This is a genomic window from Bariatricus sp. TF06-38A, from assembly GCF_027690675.1.
Taxonomy (GTDB): Bacteria; Bacillota; Clostridia; order Lachnospirales; family Lachnospiraceae; genus Allocoprococcus; species Allocoprococcus comes.
Genome location: NZ_JAQFCE010000007.1, coordinates 32,287 through 50,048 on the forward strand (window position 1 = coordinate 32,287; position 17,762 = coordinate 50,048).

The following is a 17,762-nucleotide window of genomic DNA, read 5'->3' on the forward strand; positions in this document are numbered from 1 at the left end:
CTTTCTGGATATGAAAAAAGCAGTCAATCCTAAGACTAACTGCTTTAAACTGTCTTTATTCAAAAATAAATATATCTTCTATCGGAGCTTTTACAGCTCTTGAAATATCTATTGTCAATTTAAGTGACGGATTATATTGTGCTTTTTCTAATCTCATAATAGTTTCACGACGAACACCTACAATGTCAGCGAGTTGTTCTTGTGTTAATTCTTGTGCTACACGATATTTTTTTAAATTACATACAAACTTTGCTTCCATAATTTATTCCCTTTTTTCATAACGATATAATAAATAGTTGCTAAGAAAAAGAACAAGAGCATAGATAAGTGAAACAGAAATCAGCATAAATATTGCACACCACTCAACATTACGGGAAAACATACCTATTGCCATAAGCCAGATAACTACAAATAATAGTTTAAAACCTATCTTGTAGGCTTCTAATTGTGCCTTACGTTTATTTTCTTGAAAAAGCTCATCTTCTAAGATATGAGAAAGTTTACCTTCAAAGAAAAAACTGAAAAAACCAAAAAATATGAAAAAAGCAAAAGGAAATATTTCTCCAAATTTATAGTATGTCCAAAATCCGCCAAACCCCAGAAAACCAAACATTCCACAAAATCCCCAGTAAGGAGAAATTGTTCTTGAATATCGTTTTTCCCTGCTGTTTTTTGAAAAGACATTTTTAAAGCAGATAATTACTATATAGATAGCATATAGTGCTATTAAAGCTCCAATTACTAACATAGGAATATCCTTGTAAGAAAATACATATTCCGACATATCCATATTTTTGACCCAGCGTCCATCATTGTATAATAGGGAGTAGATTGTACCAACAATAAGCAATAAAGCACACCCTACCCCCATAAAAATAATTTTTTTAATTTGTTTCTTTGACATATTTATCTCTCCTTTCAAATGAGATGTTTTTGTATCTTTATGAGATAAATATATCACTCCGCATTGTTCGTGTCAATCAAAATTAAGACAAATACATCACTTTTATTTCTTCGGCTGTCCCTGCGGTGTAGGGTTCTGTGGGCTACCTGCGTTCTGGTTGCCTTTATTCTTCAACACAATATCCTCTGCCTTTACATACCAGTCCACATCTGCACCCGTATAGGTTTTTCTTGATACCGTATCGGCTACTGGATTGACAAGCTCCACAACTGCATTGTAAGGAAATTCCCTTAACGGTACTTCTGGCGGTACAGACACGGGGATAATTCCACCGTGCAGACTGCACTTCAAATCATAGATACGCTTTTTAAGCTGGGTACTCGGTGTCCCGTCCTCATTCTGCAAGAACACATCACGTACCGCTGTAAACTTTAATTCTCCAAATGTTTTCTCTTTGTCAATAACAAACCCGTTTGATAATCTCATAAATTCTTCACTCCTTTACTTTTCTTCAACTGCTACAATATCATCAGCAACTAATACATAATCGGTATGTCCCATATCCCCGATTGCGTAACCTCTGCCGTATAACTTCGGATTGACAAGTTTTACTTTCTGTTCATACTTGAAATGCTTTTCGCCAGCCTGCACAGGAATTTCCACCACAACATTTTCGCCTTTCTGTATGTCAGAATAAAGGTTATAGCTTCGTCTGGCTAAGACCCTGCGGTTATTTTTATCTCTTTCAAAGACTGGCTCGCTTTCGCCTGCAAATTCAAGAGTTCCAAAAGACTGTGTCATATCTGGCACGACATATTTCATTTCCATATTGTTTTACCTCGTTTCTTTCTATATTTGATAAGTTTTTTAATTGTGATTTCTTATTCTGGCGGTTTGGGAAGTACCAGCAATCCCCCAGATAGTAAAGGGTAAAATCAATGCTTACGCACCCTTGACTATCCGTGTTCTTGCAGGTTGTAGGCAGACAAGCCAGAATAAGCAAAAATCTGCCGTTTGACAGCTTCGGCGGAGAGCGTGATTTTTCTTTCCTCATACCGTTACCGCCTTATGATTTCTTCATTTTACGGCGTTTGTAAAGATATGTTCCAGCCAGTCCACCAGCAGACGCAAGCAACATCACGATAAATGCCATTACATTTGTACTGTCGCCCGTTTTGGGACTGTCGCTAGGTCTGCTAGGCTTTTCTGGTGTCGGTGGTGTTTCGGGTTTCTCTGGTTCTTCTGGCTTTTCCTTAAAGGTAATCGTCTGTCCCTTATCCTCAATATTCTTATGTTCGGTAACTTTCTTCGGTTCGTCTGGATTGCTTAAATCGTACAATTCCTCAAAAGTTACAAGCTGTTTGCTGTCAAGAGAAGTAGCGTCAAAGGTAAAGGCAACTTCCACTTTCATAGCTTCGCTGTCAGCGGTAAAGGTATAATCACTTTCCACACGCTTTCCATTGATAAGAAGTTCTGCATTTTCTTCTTTCAACATCTGCCAGCCCACAAGTTTGTACTGTGTACCGATTTCTAAGCCCTCTAAGGTTACGGTATCAATGATTGTTACCTCTTTTTCAGCTTCAAGCTCTTTGTTGCCGTCTTTATCGGTAGCGGTTGTATGTATCTTGATGATACGCTCTGTGATAAGTACGGTCTGCCCGTCGTCCTTAATGTCTTTATGCTCCGCAACTTTTACGGGTTCGTCTGAATTGCTCAAATCGTATAATTCCTCGAATGTTACCAGATTTTTACCGCCAAGCTCGGACGCATTGAATGTATATGTAATTTCTATTTTCATTTCCTCATCATCAGCGACAAAGGTATAGTCATTTTCTACACGCTTTCCGTCAATGACAAGCTCGGCGTTTTCTTCCTTTAACATCTGCCAACCTTTGAGCTGATATTTTGAGCCTTTTGTAAGTCCGTCTAATTTGACCGTATCAACGATTGTTACCTCTTTTCCTGCAAGGATAGTCTTTTCGCCGTCCTTGCTGGTCGCTGTGGTATGGATAGAGATTTCTTTTTCGTATTCATCAGTCAGCGTCCCTAAATCAATCACAAGGTTATTTCTTGATACCACGATTTCAAAAGGTGGGATAAGTTCAAAGCCTTTGTTACTATCACAACGCATTTCTTCAATGATGTAGGTATCATAAGGTAATGCACCCTTGCTGTCGTCTGGTTCAGAAGTTCCAAACCACACACCGTCCTCGCTGGTCTTTCCTGCGTTGGTATTGTGCTTATGAGAAGCCCATTCAGCAGAAGTGGAGAATTGCCCGTTATCATCAGTTACCACGACGTGATTTTCGCCCGTTGTCTTGCTTGTGATCCTAAAAGGAACATCAGCAAGACGCTTGTGTGTGCCTGCACCGATTTTTACACCCTCAATATCTCCACGCTTAATCTGATTATAGATAGAATGGGCTTTTTCGGTTAAGTCCACGATTTTTCCATTTTCTGTGATTGTAAAATCAATCGGCTTTGCACCGTCAGTTAAGTAACCGTTGGGAGCTTCACTCTCAACGATACGGAATTTTCCATAAGGTAAGAGGTCAGAAGAAGTAGAAGCGACACCCTCAATATCTGTACGAATTGTCTTTACCACTTCATTTTTCTTGTATAACTTGCCCTCAACCAATACTGCATTATCATTTAAGGAAATGATGTCAAAGGCAGTATCTTTCAAAGTGGCACTTCCTTGTGGCTTTGTATCGCCCGTTTCTAAATCTCGTTTCTGAATTTTGACACCGCCACGGATAACCTTGTCTGATACGGAAAACTGGTTACTTCCAGATAATACGGCAAGGTCGCCGTCCTCGGTAATCTGTGTTACATATAAGCCTTTTATCTGTTCGGACTTATCGCCAGCCTGCATATATGCACCCTCTAACAAGTAGCCGTTTGGAGCTTTTGTTTCTTCTACGGTTAGTGTTCCAAGTGGAAGAACCGCCTTGCCGTCCTGCATATAGAAGCTGTCGCCAGATACTTTGTATGTGTCCGCTAATTTTGTGATGTAATGAGTTGTCCCGTCGCTGTCTGTTTCAGCGATTGTCTTTGTAACCCATGTACGAGTAGCTTCGGCAGGGAGATTGTCTTTATTGTAGAAGCCAGCATAATACTTCCATGTAAATTCCGCACCTGCTAAAGAAGCGTTCCCTTGCGGATTGTCTTTCTGTGTTTCCATATCAATCTTGAAAAGCTCAATCAAAGTGTCCGTTACTTTTGGCGTATCTGATACTTTCAAAATTGCTGTCTTTCCAACTTCAACCTTTAAGGAATATACAGTTTTATCCACTTTATATCCTGCTGGTGCGTATAATTCCTTGATATAGACTGTGCCTGCTTTTACCTCTGCAATATCTGTGTTTCCGTTTTCATCAGTCGTAAGGGTGGCAAGCTGTTTTGTGCAGTCTTTATCAGAAAAGACACCGTATGTTGCACCAGCGATTGAGTAATTCCCGTTACCGTCTGTGATGCTGGCATTACTGGAAACCTTTTGCAGTTTCGTATTTCCGACATTCAGTTTCGCCCAGAATTGTCCCAATTCCTGCCCCTCGCCAGAGTAGATATAACCGCCACATTCATAGCGTCCTTTATTTTCTTTGACAAAGGCTTTCGCACCAGAGAAAACTTCGTCCTGCGTAGCCTTTGGAATTTCATCATAAGAAGCTCGCACGTTATCACATTGCCAGCCAAGATGTACGCTCAATTTCTGCCAGACAACACATTGTTCCAACAGATAGACTTGTTTATAGTTCAATTCCTTGTGAGCTTCGCCATACTGTTTGACATACTCTAAGGATAACGCCACATCTGAAATCTGGTCGGCACTCATGCGTGAGCTTGCGTCAGCTCTGGTCTTATAGCCGTTCTTAAAATCTGTATTGATGTCAATACAATAGGCAGTTTCGCCCTCGACTTTCATATAGCCCTCATTGAATGTCGAACCAATAGAACCGTCATTCATTACTTTTTCAATGATACCGACACGTTCTGCACTTTCCGTCCAGTATTGCTTGCTTTCTGCATGAACGGGTGTAGTCGGTAAAGCAGTAACGACAGTTGCAAGAGCTAAGAAGCCCGTACACAATCGTTTCCATGTCTTTTTCATAAATCTAATGCTCCTTTCATTTTGGGTATAAAAATAGACGCTCATTTCTGAACGTCTACATTATTGAAAGGCTTGTCCTCTCACACATATTTTATTTTAATAGGTACAACAGTTGCCTTTCTCCTTGTATTTTCGTTGTTTTCATTACTTGCGTTATCTACAACCCCCATGACCGGCATCGAGCATGATAGATACAGGCATAGATATACCTCAAAAAATGAACTTTATATAATATATGTCGGATATCCTGAAAAGTGAAAATGAGAAATCGATTAAGAAAAATATGCTGCGTGCTGATTTAACAAACATTTAAATCAACCATGATAGTTCTGCACCCGTAGATTTAATACAATAAAACTGTCAAAAGAAACCTACATAAACAGAAACGGAAGGAATGACAGTTATGGCACCATTTATCATCGGAATCATCGGAGGCACCACAATCATAGTAGGCGGCACATATCTCTTAGAAAAAATAGCTGAATATATCGAACAAAACAATCAGACAAAAAGCATTTAGTTGCTCTTGATACCAGATTGCAGAAAAATAAATTGTCAGGTAGGAAATATAATGTTATGATAAATCTGTAGCGATATGCTACAGGAAAGCAATCATTAGTTTGTTGATTACGTTTCTTGTCTTTCTTGACCGGAAGAACAAGAAAAATATATTCATACATTATAGAATCGGGAGAATCAAAATATGGCAGAAAGATTAGAATTTCGTGAAAAACTTGCAGGGATCCTTACCCTGTGTGAAAGCCAAAATAACATCACAGACAAAGCCACAGTCGAAGCTTACTTCGCAGAAGACAATTTATCAGCAGAACAGATGGAGCTTGTATTTGATTATCTTCTTTCCAAGAAAGTAATCGTAAAAGGCTACGTCAAAGCCGGTGGTTCGATCAAAAATGCAGAAAACACCGAAGAACCGATCCGATATACCCAGGAAGAACAGAATTATTTAAACCTTTACGAGCAGGATCTGAAAGGATTAAGAGATGGGGATCCATTAAAAGAACTCCTACCGGCAATCCTCACCATGGCAAAAGAGATGCACAGGGCAGATATCTACATCGGAGATCTCGTCCAGGAAGGCAACATGGGACTCATGCTCGCCATGGAAGACCATGCAGATGATACCGAAGCCCTTTTAAGCATGGCAAAAGAAAGCATGCAGGCACTTCTTGAATCTCAGGAAGAGACTAAAAAACAAGATAACCGCATGGTAGAAAAAGTCAACGACCTTGATGAACAGATCAAAAAACTTTCCGATGAACTCGGCCGAAAAGTCAGCGTAGACGAGCTGGAAGAATTCGCCGGCATCACCGAAGATGAGATCAGCAACATCTTAAAACTAGCCGGTGAAGAACTTCCCCCAGAAGAGAAGTAGAAATATACTGCAGAAAAAAATTATTTTACGTAAATACATGTAGTTGATATTACACTATCGTCATACTTTAAAAGTACGAAAGGAATATCTGCAACCAACAAACTTCAACAGTCAACAGAACCCACAGCCCGAAGATGGCTGTGGGTTCTGTTTCTTATAAATCATTCCATTCTGTTTTGTCTTGAAAAACCAGAGGGAGAGGTTATTGCAGCCTCTCCATCGTCCCTTCGCACAATCGAGTAAGCTGACGCCTACTCGATTGGTATACTTTGTACACCATCTCGCTTGACAGCTCGATGATGTACATTCGCCAAATGCAGATCCTTGTGCAAGCACAAATCTGCACTTGGCTCATCGTATACACAAAAAAATGGATGCAGGAGAAACTCTCCCACATCCATCTTCTAATTTCGCATTTAAGCCTGCGGTCCAGCAGATACAAGTGCTTTACCAGCAGCATTTCCTTCATATTTAGCGAAGTTCTTAACGAATCTTGCAGCAAGATCCTTAGCTTTTTCTTCCCATTCAGAAGCATCAGCATATGTGTCACGAGGATCAAGGATTCCTGAATCAACTCCCGGAAGTTCTGTAGGTACTTCAAAGTTGAAGTAAGGAATCTTCTTGGTCGGTGCATTTAAGATGTCTCCGTTCAGGATTGCATCGATGATACCACGAGTATCCTTGATAGAGATACGTTTTCCTGTTCCGTTCCATCCTGTGTTAACGAGGTAAGCTTTTGCTCCGCTCTTTTCCATCTTCTTAACAAGTTCTTCTGCATATTTTGTCGGATGCAGTTCAAGGAATGCCTGTCCGAAGCAAGCAGAGAATGTTGGTGTAGGTTCTGTGATTCCACGTTCTGTACCGGCAAGTTTAGCTGTGAATCCAGACAGGAAGTAGTACTGTGTCTGTTCCGGAGTCAGTACAGATACCGGCGGAAGTACTCCGAAAGCATCTGCAGACAGGAAGATTACATTCTTAGCTGCCGGTGCAGAAGAAACCGGACGTACAATATTTTCAATGTGGTTAATCGGATAAGATACACGTGTATTTTCTGTTACACTCTTATCAGCGAAATCAATTTTTCCTTCTGCATCAAGAGTTACGTTCTCAAGAAGAGCGTCACGTCTGATTGCATTGTAGATATCTGGTTCAGATTCTTTGTCAAGGTTGATAACCTTAGCGTAGCATCCACCTTCAAAGTTGAATACTCCGTTGTCATCCCAGCCGTGTTCGTCATCACCGATCAGGAGACGCTTAGGATCTGTAGAAAGTGTTGTCTTACCTGTTCCTGAAAGTCCGAAGAAGATAGCTGTGTTTTCGCCGTTCAGATCAGTGTTTGCTGAGCAGTGCATAGCAGCGATTCCCTTGAGTGGGAGGTAGTAGTTCATCATAGAGAACATACCTTTCTTCATCTCTCCGCCGTACCATGTATTAACGATAACCTGTTCTTTGCTTGTGATATTGAATAAAACAGCTGTTTCAGAGTTAAGTCCAAGTTCTTTGTAGTTTTCAACTTTTGCTTTAGAAGCGTTGTATACTACAAAGTCTGGTTCGAAGTTCTCAAGTTCTTCAGCTGTTGGTTTGATGAACATGTTTGTTACAAAATGAGCCTGCCAGGCAACTTCGACGATGAAACGGATTGCCATACGTGTATCTTTGTTAGCGCCGCAGAATGCATCTACAACATAAAGTTTCTTGTTAGAAAGTTCTTTCTTGGCGATCTCCTTTACAGCTTCCCATGCTTCCTGTGAAGCCGGATGGTTGTCATTCTTATATTCGTCTGAAGTCCACCATACAGTGTCTTTAGAGTTTTCATCAACTACGATGAATTTGTCTTTAGGGGAACGTCCGGTGTATACACCTGTCATTACGTTCACAGCACCGAGTTCGCTGACCTGACCTTTTTCAAATCCCTCAAGACCTGCTTTTGTTTCTTCTTCAAACAGTAATTCGTAAGAAGGGTTGTGCACGATTTCTGTTGTTCCAGTAATACCATACTTGCTTAAATTGATTTCTGCCATTGCAATTAACCTCTTTCTCCTAATTCTAGTTAAATGGTTAAATGATAAAAGCTGTGAGCGCAGATTTTATCATCTGATGAAGTAAAATTCTTCACCCATTTACCATAATTATACATAATTACGCAATAAAATCAATAAAAAACCAATATTTCTTAAAAAAATTGTTTAAAAAATAACGAAATCCGAAAAAGAAAAAGGCAGTCCACTTTGGGCTGCCCTGAAATTATTGTATATCCTGCAAAATATAAAGAAAAAATCTGTCAGGATTTCTTCCCGGGAGGTCTGCTTAGTCGTCAGTTTCCAACGAGTCAGACGTATGTTCGCGGTAATTCTCCGGAAGATACAGATGAACTGTCTCAATCCGGTTTTTATCGAGCTTTTCTACGACCATACGGATTCCGTCTTCGGTGGAAACAGAGTCACCGGCTTTTGGAAGACGATCCAGCTTTTCGATGATAAAGCCTCCGAGAGAATCATAATCTTCCGATTCCAGATTCAGATCCAGGGAATCATTGAGATCGTCAAGATTGGTAGAACCTTCAATAATATATTCGTGTTTGCCTACCGCTTTGATATTTTCTTCTTCATTCTCATCATATTCATCGTGGATTTCGCCAACAATCTCTTCAAGGATATCTTCCAGGGTGATCAGACCGGATGTTTCACCGTATTCATCCAGGACAATTGCGATATTGAAAGAGGCCTGGCGCATTTCAACAAGAAGCTCGGAAATGCTCTTGTATTCATAAGTGAAGTAGGCTTCACGGAGAATGTCTTTAATCTGGAACTCACTTTTCTTGCTGTCGTAAAGAAGAAGATCTTTCATATTGATCGTTCCGACAACATTATCTTTTGTCTCCTGGTAAACCGGAAGACGGGTGAATTTGTCTTCCCGGAACAGGTCGATCAGTTCGTCGTAACTGCTGTCAATATCAGCAAAAGTTACGTTGACACGGGGAACCATGACGTCTTTGGCAATGGCATCACCGAGATCAAACACATTGTAGATCATCTCTTTTTCATCTGATTCGATCACGCCGTCCTGATGGCTGACATTTACCACACTTCGGAGTTCAGCTTCGGTCATGGTATTGTCTTTGGCATTCGGATCGATGCGAAGAAGCATCAGAAGACCGGTGGAGAGACCGTTTACAATGAAGATAAACGGAGTCATGATCTTCATGAAAATATTGATAACCGGTGCGTAGAAAAGAGACATCTTCTCAGCATGAATGGTTGCCATCGTCTTCGGAGTAATCTCTCCGAAAAGGATGATGAGAAGCGTCATAAGCCCACTTGCGATCGCGACGGCGGTTCCACCAAGGCGGTATGCGATTGTGGTGGCAAGGGAAGCTACCGCAGTATTAACAATGTTGTTGCCGATGAGGATCGCGCTAAGCATTTTACCTGAATTCTCAGTTACGGCAAGTACGGTGCTGGCACGCTTGTTACCCTCGTCTGCAAGGGCACGCATCCGGATTTTGTTGTAGGTTGTAAGTGCTGTCTCGGCTGACGAAAATATGCCGGATAAGAGCAGCAGGACTAGCAAAATAAGTATTTGCGAGACACTCGAGTCCACAGTTAAAAATCACTCCTTTTTGAAAATATTGATAAAATTTCTATGTTATGCCTTACTATATCGCATTTCACTTAATTTTGCAAGAGCGCGTTGAACTTGCATATTTTTTGGTGTATCATATGATGTAAGTGTCAAAATTTATTTTTGCACTTACGTCATATGAGGATGATATTAAAACGTGCTTTGGTACGTAGTAACTTCTATTTGGCGGGAGGTCCAATGGCAATTTCCTGTTAAATAAAAAAAGAAGAATGGCATAGAATATTTATAGATACTAGGAGAAGAGAATGGAACAGAATTTTGAGACATGTTTGTATAATGTGGTCGATGCAGCCAAAATACAGAAGGATGAACCGATGAAGAAGCATACAACCTTCCGGATCGGTGGCCCGGCAGATTATTTTATCATGCCATCGAATGAAAAGGAACTGGCAGAGACAATTCGGGTGTGCCGGGAATTTTCGATACCTATATATATAGTAGGAAATGGAAGCAACCTTCTGGTTGGAGACAAAGGCTTCAGAGGAGCGATCATCCAGCTTTATAAGAGTATGGGAACATTTCAGGTAGAAGGAAATCAGATCACGGCGCAGGCAGGATGTTCGCTTGCGCAGATTGCAAATGCAGCACTTGATGCAGCACTGACCGGATTTGAGTTCGCAGCAGGTATTCCGGGAACGCTTGGCGGAGCGGTTGTGATGAACGCCGGTGCGTATGGTGGAGAGATGAAGGATGTACTGACGAGTGTCAGGGTTATGACAGAAGAGGGCGAGATCATGGAGCTTCCGGCAGAAAAACTGGGACTCGGATACCGTACAAGCATTATCCCGGAGAAAAGATATATCGTTTTGGGTGCCGTGATTTCGCTTACAGAAGGCAAAAAAGAAGAAATAAAAGCGCAGATGGATGACCTCCGTCAGAAGCGGGTATCGAAGCAGCCGCTGGAGTATCCGAGTGCAGGCAGCACCTTTAAGCGTCCGGAAGGATATTTTGCAGGAAAACTGATCCAGGACAGTGGTCTGAAAGGATTTACAGTAGGTGGAGCACAGGTTTCTGAAAAACACAGTGGATTTGTGATCAATAAAGGAAATGCGACGGCGGCTGATGTGATGGAGCTGATCCGGCAGGTAACAGCGAAAGTGAAAGAAGATACCGGTGTTACGATGGAACCGGAAGTGAAACAAATAGGAGAATTTTAGGGATGAGATTCGTAATTGTAACGGGAATGTCCGGAGCAGGGAAAAGTACAACTTTGAAAATGATGGAAGACATGGGATATTTCTGTGTGGATAATATGCCAATTCCTTTAATGACAAAACTGACAGAACTTTTGATCGTTCCAAATGGTGAGATCACGAAAATCGCTTTGGGACTTGATATTCGCAGTGGACAGAATCTGCGTGCACTGGACCAGGTTCTGGACGAACTTGAAAAAGCCAAGATACCACTGGAGATTCTTTTCCTTGAATCGAATGATGATACACTGGTGAAAAGATATAAAGAGACAAGAAGGAACCACCCACTCTCAAAGGGCGGCAGAATTGAGAACGGGATTGCCAAAGAACGTAAGAAAATTGCCTTTTTAAAAGAAAGGGCAGATTATATCCTGGATACAAGCCGGATGCTGACCAGGGAGCTGCGCAGTGAACTGAACCGTATTTTTGCCGAGAATAAAGAATACAAGAATCTGTACATTACTGTGTTATCTTTCGGATTTAAATATGGAATTCCGAGTGATGCAGACCTGGTATTTGATGTCAGATTCCTTCCGAATCCGTATTATATTGATGAACTTCGCCCGCAGAGTGGCAATGACAAGCCGGTCAGGGATTACGTGATGAATAACGATATTTCAAAAGAATTCCTGAAGAAGCTGGTCGACATGGTTGAGTTCCTGATTCCGAACTATGTTGCAGAAGGAAAGAACCAGCTTGTGATCGCAATCGGATGTACCGGCGGAAAACACCGCTCCGTGACACTTGCCAATGAGTTGTATGAACGGCTGTCTGTGGCAGAGAAAGAGTATGGTGTAAGAAAAGAGCATCGTGATATCGAGAAAGATGCAATTACGAAAGCAAAATAGGTGATAGTATGTCTTTTTCTGGAAATATTAAAGAAGAAATATCGCGTCAGCTAAGTCCTGCAAGACATTGCCAGATTGCAGAACTTGCAGCGATCATCAGCATGTGCGGGGCTGTCATGATCGACAGCAGAGGTCATGCAGCACTTAAGATTCATACGGAAAATCTGGCAGTTGCAAGAAAAAGCTTTACTTTATTGAGAAGAACGTTTAATATAGTGGTTGATATCGCTATTCGGGTGAACCGGGAAAAAGGCAGCAGCTACTATTATATAGTTGTAAAAAAACACGAAGATGCTATCAGGGTGCTTCAGGCGGCAAAACTGCTCAATCCTTATGGAGACGTGGAAGAAGAGCTTTCTGTAGTAAAGAATGTCGTGATTCAGGAGACTTGCTGTAAGCGGTCTTTCCTGCGTGGCGTTTTTCTTGCATCGGGATCCATGAGCGACCCGGAGAAGTCCTATCATTTTGAAATTGTCTGTGCGTCGATGGGAAAAGCGCAGCAGATTCAGAAGATAATGAGATGTTTTGCTCTGGACGCAAAGATTGTATCAAGGAAGAAATCATTTGTGGTTTATCTGAAAGAAGGAGCTCAGATCGTGGATGTGCTGAATGTGATGGAGGCACATCAGTCACTGATGGAGTTGGAGAATATCCGTATATTGAAAGATATGAGGAATACGGTGAATCGAAAAGTGAACTGCGAGACTGCGAATATCAATAAAACGGTTTCCGCTGCTGTAAAGCAGATTGACGATATAAGGTATATTGAGGAAACAAAAGGACTCGATAAGCTGCCGGAAGGATTGAAGGACATGGCCCTTACAAGACTTACATATCCGGAGGCATCTTTAAAAGAGTTAGGCGCACTTCTGCAAAATCCGGTAGGCAAGTCCGGAGTGAACCACAGATTGCGCAAGTTAAGTGAAATGGCGGAAGAGATAAGGGCTAAGCAAGGAGGAACATTATGATCAAAAAACCTGTTAAGATTCAATTGTCCGAGGGATTAGACGCCAGACCGATTGCACTTCTTGTTCAGGAAGCTAGTCAGTATTCAAGTTCGGTATATATCGAAGTTGACCAGAAGCAAGTCAATGCAAAGAGCATTATGGGGATGATGAGTCTGACACTGATGCCGGGAGAGGAAATCACCGTTGTTGCGAACGGAACAGATGAAAAGGAAGCAGCAGCTGGTATCGAAAGGTTTCTTGTGAACGTTAAGAACAGATAATTGCATAAAACTTTGAAGAGTCTGCCGAAAGCAGGCTCTTTATGCTATAATGCATGTATCCGTAAGGAGCTGTGGGGACAGCCCTTATAGAGAAAAGAATAGATAACAGGAGGACGGACGTATGAAAAAAGCATTGTTTATTTATAATCCGAATGCAGGAAAGGGACTTTTAAAACCGAAGCTTTCTGATATTATTGACATTATTGTAAAAGCAGGATATGAAGTGGTTGTATATCCGACGCAGAAATATAAAGACGCTTATTATAAAGTAAAGACATTTACAGAGGAGTATGACCGTGTGATCTGCAGTGGTGGTGACGGAACACTTGATGAGGTCGTAACCGGAATGATGAAGAGAGAAAAAAAGATTCCGGTCGGTTACATCCCGACAGGAACGACCAACGACTTTGCGAGCAGTCTCCATATCCCGAAGAATCTTCTCCAGGCGGCAAGTACAGCTGCAGGGGGAAAAGAATTTCCCTGTGATATCGGACGGTTTAACGGAGATGTGTTCGTGTACATTGCAGCATTCGGACTCTTCACGGATGTATCTTATGAGACAAAGCAGGAAATGAAGAATGTTCTGGGACATCTGGCATATGTGCTGGAAGGAGCAACCAGAATTTTTGATATCCCGTCATATAAATTAAAAGTGACACATGACGGAGAAACGATTGAGGACGAATTTATTTATGGTATGGTGACGAATTCCAGATCTGTTGGCGGTTTCCGTAATATGATCGGGAAGAATGTGGTTTTTGATGACGGAGAATTTGAGGTTACCCTGATCCGGACACCGAAGAACCCGCTCGCGCTTCAGGAGATCATTGGGGCGCTTCTGAGCAGCCAGATCAATACGAAGCACATTTATTCATTTAAGACAGGTGAGATCCATTTTGAATCAGTGGAAGAGATCCCATGGACGCTGGATGGAGAGTTCGGTGGGGAACACGATAGTGTCTGCATCAAGAACGCGAAACAGGCGCTTAAAATCGTAGTTCCGGAAGAGGAACAGTAAAAAAATAAAAAAAGGTCTTGTCAAATGAAAAGAAGTACGTTATACTAAGCAAGTGAGTTAGCCAGACAGCTAATGAACATACATCTGGCCCCCTGGTCAAGCGGTCAAGACGCGACCCTCTCACGGTCGAATCAGGGGTTCGATTCCCCTGGGGGTCAGCCTATAAAAGCCTTTAACAGAGAAGTGGAGGAATACAAAATGTTAGTTTCAGCAACAGAGATGTTAAAAAAAGCAAAAGCAGGTCATTATGCAGTAGGACAGTTTAATATCAACGATCTTGAATGGACCAAAGCAGTTCTGACTGCAGCTGAGGAATTAAGATCACCGGTTATTCTTGGTGTGTCTGAAGGCGCAGGAAAGTACATGGCTGGATACAGAACAGTTGTAGGAATGGTAAATGGAATGATCAAAGAAATGGACATTTCGGTTCCGGTTGCACTTCATCTTGATCATGGTAGCTATGAAGGCTGCCTGAAATGTATAGATGCAGGATTCTCATCAGTTATGTTTGACGGATCGCATTATCCGATCGAAGAAAACATTGAGAAGACTACAGAACTTGTTAAACTTTGCCATGGAAAAGGACTTTCTATCGAAGCAGAAGTTGGTTCTATCGGTGGAGAAGAAGACGGTGTTGTAGGAATGGGCGAATGCGCAGATCCTAAGGAATGTAAGATGATTGCAGACCTTGGCGTTGATTTCCTTGCAGCAGGTATCGGTAACATTCATGGAAAATATCCGGCAAACTGGAAAGGACTCAGCTTTGAGACTCTTGCAGCAGTTCAGGAGCTCACAGGAGAACTTCCGCTCGTACTTCATGGAGGTACAGGAATTCCGGATGATATGATTAAGAAAGCAATTGACCTTGGAGTTTCTAAGATCAATGTTAATACAGAATGTCAGCTGGTATTCGCAGAAGCTACCCGCAAATACATTGAAGCAGGAAAGGATCTTGAAGGAAAAGGATACGATCCACGTAAACTTCTGAAACCGGGTGCAGATGCAATCGTTGAAAAAGTAAAAGAGAAAATGATTCTGTTCGGTTCTGACGGAAAAGCTGAATAGTCTGATTTTTGATAATATCATGGACAAGGCGTCCGAAGAAAACGGTATAAAAGGAGTTTTGCGTAAGTGCAAGACTCCTTTATTTGAATCAAAAAACGACCGTTTTGTATAAGTAGTAGAAAATGAGTAGTAGAAAAGAGAGGTACATGGGATGAGCGAATGGATTAGTGTAGCAGAAATATTTGGAGAAAACGTCTTCAATGATGCTGTTATGCAGGAAAGACTTCCGAAGAAGACTTACAAAGAGCTGAAAAAGACGATCGAAGAAGGTAAAGAGCTTCAGGCTGCAACAGCAGACGTTATTGCACATGAGATGAAAGAGTGGGCGATTGAAAAGGGTGCCACTCACTATTCGCACTGGTTCCAGCCTCTTACAGGAGCAACAGCTGAAAAGCATGATTCGTTTATTTCAGCACCGAAGTCAGATGGAAAGATCCTGATGGAGTTTTCGGGAAAAGAGCTGATCAAAGGAGAACCGGATGCATCTTCCTTCCCGTCAGGAGGACTGCGTTCTACATTTGAAGCAAGAGGTTATACAGCGTGGGATTGTACATCGCCTGCATTTGTTAAAAAGAGTCCGGATGGGAAAAGATCGATTTTATATATACCGACGGCATTTTGTTCCTATACCGGAGAAGCACTGGATCAGAAGACACCTCTTCTTCGCTCTATGGAAGCAATCAACAAACAATCCATCCGTCTTCTGCGTCTTTTTGGAAACACAACGTCCCAAAAGGTTACACCATCTGTTGGAGTTGAGCAGGAATATTTCCTGGTAGACAGAGAAAAATATCTTAAGAGAAAGGATCTTGTATTTACAGGACGTACATTATTCGGAGCAAATCCTCCGAAGGGACAGGAACTGGATGACCATTATTTTGGTGCGATCCGTGAGAGAATTGCAGCATTTATGACTGATGTCAATGAAGAACTCTGGAAGATGGGTGTAGCTGCAAAGACACAGCACAACGAAGTGGCACCTGGACAGCATGAGCTTGCGCCGATCTATGCACAGTGCAACGTAGCAGTTGACCATAATCAGCTGATCATGGAGACGCTGAAGAAAGTGGCATATCGCCATAATCTTCAATGCCTGTTACACGAAAAGCCGTTTGAAGGTGTAAATGGTTCCGGAAAGCATAATAACTGGTCACTGGTTACAGATGATGGGATCAACATTCTGGATCCGGGAAAGACACCTCATGATAATATTCAGTTCCTTCTGGTTCTGACCTGTATTCTCCGTGCAGTAGACCTGCATGCAGACCTGCTCCGTGAATCTGCTTCTGACGTAGGAAACGATCACAGACTTGGAGCAAATGAAGCACCGCCGGCAATTATTTCCGCATACCTCGGAGAACAGCTTGAAGACGTGCTTGCACAGCTTATTGATACCGGAGAAGCTGCACACAGCTTAAAAGGCGGCAAATTACATACCGGTGTAAGTACGCTCCCGGATTTTGCAAAGGATGCAACTGACAGAAACCGTACTTCACCATTCGCATTTACAGGAAATAAATTTGAGTTCCGTATGGTAGGATCCAGAGACTCGGTGGCAGCACCGAACGTAGTATTAAATACAATCGTGGCTGAGTCCTTCTCTGATGCCTGCGATGTACTCGAAAAAGCAGAAGATTTTGATCTTGCAGTCCATGATCTGATCAAGGAATATGCATCCAAACATCAGAGAATCGTATTCAATGGCAACGGATATTCTGATGAGTGGGTGAAGGAAGCCGAAAGAAGAGGACTTCCGAATATTAAGACCATGGTAGAGTCTATTGAATGTCTGACATATGACAATGCGGTTGAAATGTTTGAAAAATTCGATGTATTCAGCCGTGCAGAACTGGAATCCCGTGCAGAGATCAAATATGAGGCATACTCAAAGGCAATCAACATTGAAGCACGTTCCATGATCGATATCGCAAGCAAGCATATTATCCCGGCTGTGATCCAATATGTAACTTCGCTGGCTAATTCGATCAACCAGGTAAAACAGGCAAGCGCTGCAGCATATACAGGTGTACAGGAAGAGCTTCTTGTACAGTCGGCTGATCTTTTGAAAGACACAAAAGAAGCACTCAGAGCACTGGAAACTGTTGTGGCAGAAGTACCGGAGACAGAAGGAAAAGAACAGGCATTCTTCTTCATGCAGAAAGTTGTACCGGCAATGGAAGCTTTAAGAAAACCAGTGGATGAACTGGAAATGATCGTCAACAAGAATATGTGGCCGATGCCTTCTTACGGAGATCTGCTGTTCGAGGTCTAAGAAGTGACTGGTATAAGTGTTGAAAAAGAAGTTGAAAACTTATGAAGTTTTGTGAAAATATACACAAATTAAAAAATTGGTCTTGAAA

General features: G+C 41.8%; 15 protein-coding genes and 1 tRNA gene. 9 read left to right on the forward strand and 7 right to left on the reverse strand.

Annotation, left to right across the window (positions count from 1 at the left end):
- Positions 1-55: 55 nt before the first annotated feature.
- The 5 genes from PG418_RS07665 to PG418_RS07685 all read right to left on the reverse strand — a co-directional run bounded on the left by PG418_RS07665 (position 56) and on the right by PG418_RS07685 (position 5,015).
- Positions 56-259: a helix-turn-helix transcriptional regulator gene (locus tag PG418_RS07665; protein ID WP_498837264.1), complete on the reverse strand. Its 204-nt coding sequence runs from the start codon at positions 257-259 to the stop codon at positions 56-58.
- 3 nt (positions 260-262) lie between these two features.
- On the reverse strand, positions 263-904 hold the full coding sequence (locus tag PG418_RS07670; protein WP_025579173.1) for a DUF2178 domain-containing protein: 642 nt from the start codon (positions 902-904) through the stop codon (positions 263-265).
- Positions 905-1,006: 102 nt separating this feature from the next.
- Positions 1,007-1,390: a YdcP family protein gene (locus PG418_RS07675; protein WP_027089108.1), complete on the reverse strand. Its 384-nt coding sequence runs from the start codon at positions 1,388-1,390 to the stop codon at positions 1,007-1,009.
- 15 nt (positions 1,391-1,405) lie between these two features.
- A complete protein-coding gene (locus PG418_RS07680) occupies positions 1,406-1,732 on the reverse strand; it encodes a YdcP family protein (protein ID WP_027089109.1) in 327 nt (108 codons plus the stop codon).
- A 238-nt stretch (positions 1,733-1,970) separates the two neighbouring features.
- Positions 1,971-5,015, reverse strand: coding sequence for an SrtB-anchored collagen-binding adhesin (locus PG418_RS07685; protein ID WP_027089110.1), 3,045 nt, complete (start codon positions 5,013-5,015; stop codon positions 1,971-1,973).
- Between the two features lie 703 nt (positions 5,016-5,718).
- Here PG418_RS07685 and PG418_RS07690 point away from each other — a divergent pair.
- The gene (locus tag PG418_RS07690; RefSeq protein ID WP_022220390.1) at positions 5,719-6,408 is read left to right on the forward strand and encodes a hypothetical protein; all 690 of its coding nucleotides are present in this window, start codon (positions 5,719-5,721) and stop codon (positions 6,406-6,408) included.
- 416 nt (positions 6,409-6,824) lie between these two features.
- Here the strand turns inward: PG418_RS07690 and pckA are convergent, their stop codons facing one another.
- Together pckA and PG418_RS07700 are read right to left on the reverse strand one after the other, a co-directional pair.
- Positions 6,825-8,429 carry a phosphoenolpyruvate carboxykinase (ATP) gene (pckA, locus tag PG418_RS07695; RefSeq protein ID WP_008372665.1) on the reverse strand — a complete coding sequence of 535 codons (1,605 nt, stop codon included), beginning with the start codon at positions 8,427-8,429 and terminating at the stop codon, positions 6,825-6,827.
- A 286-nt stretch (positions 8,430-8,715) separates the two neighbouring features.
- Positions 8,716-10,008, reverse strand: a complete 1,293-nt coding sequence (locus PG418_RS07700; RefSeq protein WP_022219978.1) for an HlyC/CorC family transporter — start codon at positions 10,006-10,008, stop codon at positions 8,716-8,718.
- Positions 10,009-10,295: 287 nt separating this feature from the next.
- Between PG418_RS07700 and murB the strand changes: the two genes are divergently transcribed.
- The 8 genes from murB (at position 10,296) to PG418_RS07740 (ending at position 17,674) form a co-directional block, all read left to right on the forward strand.
- Positions 10,296-11,207, forward strand: a complete 912-nt coding sequence (gene murB / locus PG418_RS07705; RefSeq protein ID WP_008372669.1) for a UDP-N-acetylmuramate dehydrogenase — start codon at positions 10,296-10,298, stop codon at positions 11,205-11,207.
- 2 nt (positions 11,208-11,209) lie between these two features.
- Complete coding sequence (gene rapZ / locus PG418_RS07710) at positions 11,210-12,091, forward strand: RNase adapter RapZ (RefSeq protein ID WP_022219977.1); 882 nt, start codon at positions 11,210-11,212, stop codon at positions 12,089-12,091.
- A gap of 8 nt (positions 12,092-12,099) precedes the next feature.
- Positions 12,100-13,059 (forward strand): DNA-binding protein WhiA, encoded by a 960-nt coding sequence (whiA, locus tag PG418_RS07715; protein ID WP_022219976.1) that lies wholly within the window; start codon positions 12,100-12,102, stop codon positions 13,057-13,059.
- Positions 13,056-13,319 (forward strand): HPr family phosphocarrier protein, encoded by a 264-nt coding sequence (locus PG418_RS07720; RefSeq protein ID WP_008372676.1) that lies wholly within the window; start codon positions 13,056-13,058, stop codon positions 13,317-13,319. Before whiA ends, PG418_RS07720 begins: the two co-directional genes overlap by 4 nt.
- A gap of 121 nt (positions 13,320-13,440) precedes the next feature.
- Positions 13,441-14,337, forward strand: coding sequence for a diacylglycerol/lipid kinase family protein (locus PG418_RS07725; protein WP_022219975.1), 897 nt, complete (start codon positions 13,441-13,443; stop codon positions 14,335-14,337).
- Between the two features lie 86 nt (positions 14,338-14,423).
- Positions 14,424-14,495, forward strand: a tRNA-Glu gene (locus PG418_RS07730).
- 40 nt (positions 14,496-14,535) lie between these two features.
- Positions 14,536-15,402: a class II fructose-1,6-bisphosphate aldolase gene (gene fba, locus PG418_RS07735; protein ID WP_022219974.1), complete on the forward strand. Its 867-nt coding sequence runs from the start codon at positions 14,536-14,538 to the stop codon at positions 15,400-15,402.
- A 151-nt stretch (positions 15,403-15,553) separates the two neighbouring features.
- A complete protein-coding gene (locus PG418_RS07740; RefSeq protein ID WP_022219973.1) occupies positions 15,554-17,674 on the forward strand; it encodes a glutamine synthetase III family protein in 2,121 nt (706 codons plus the stop codon).
- Positions 17,675-17,762: the final 88 nt, after the last annotated feature.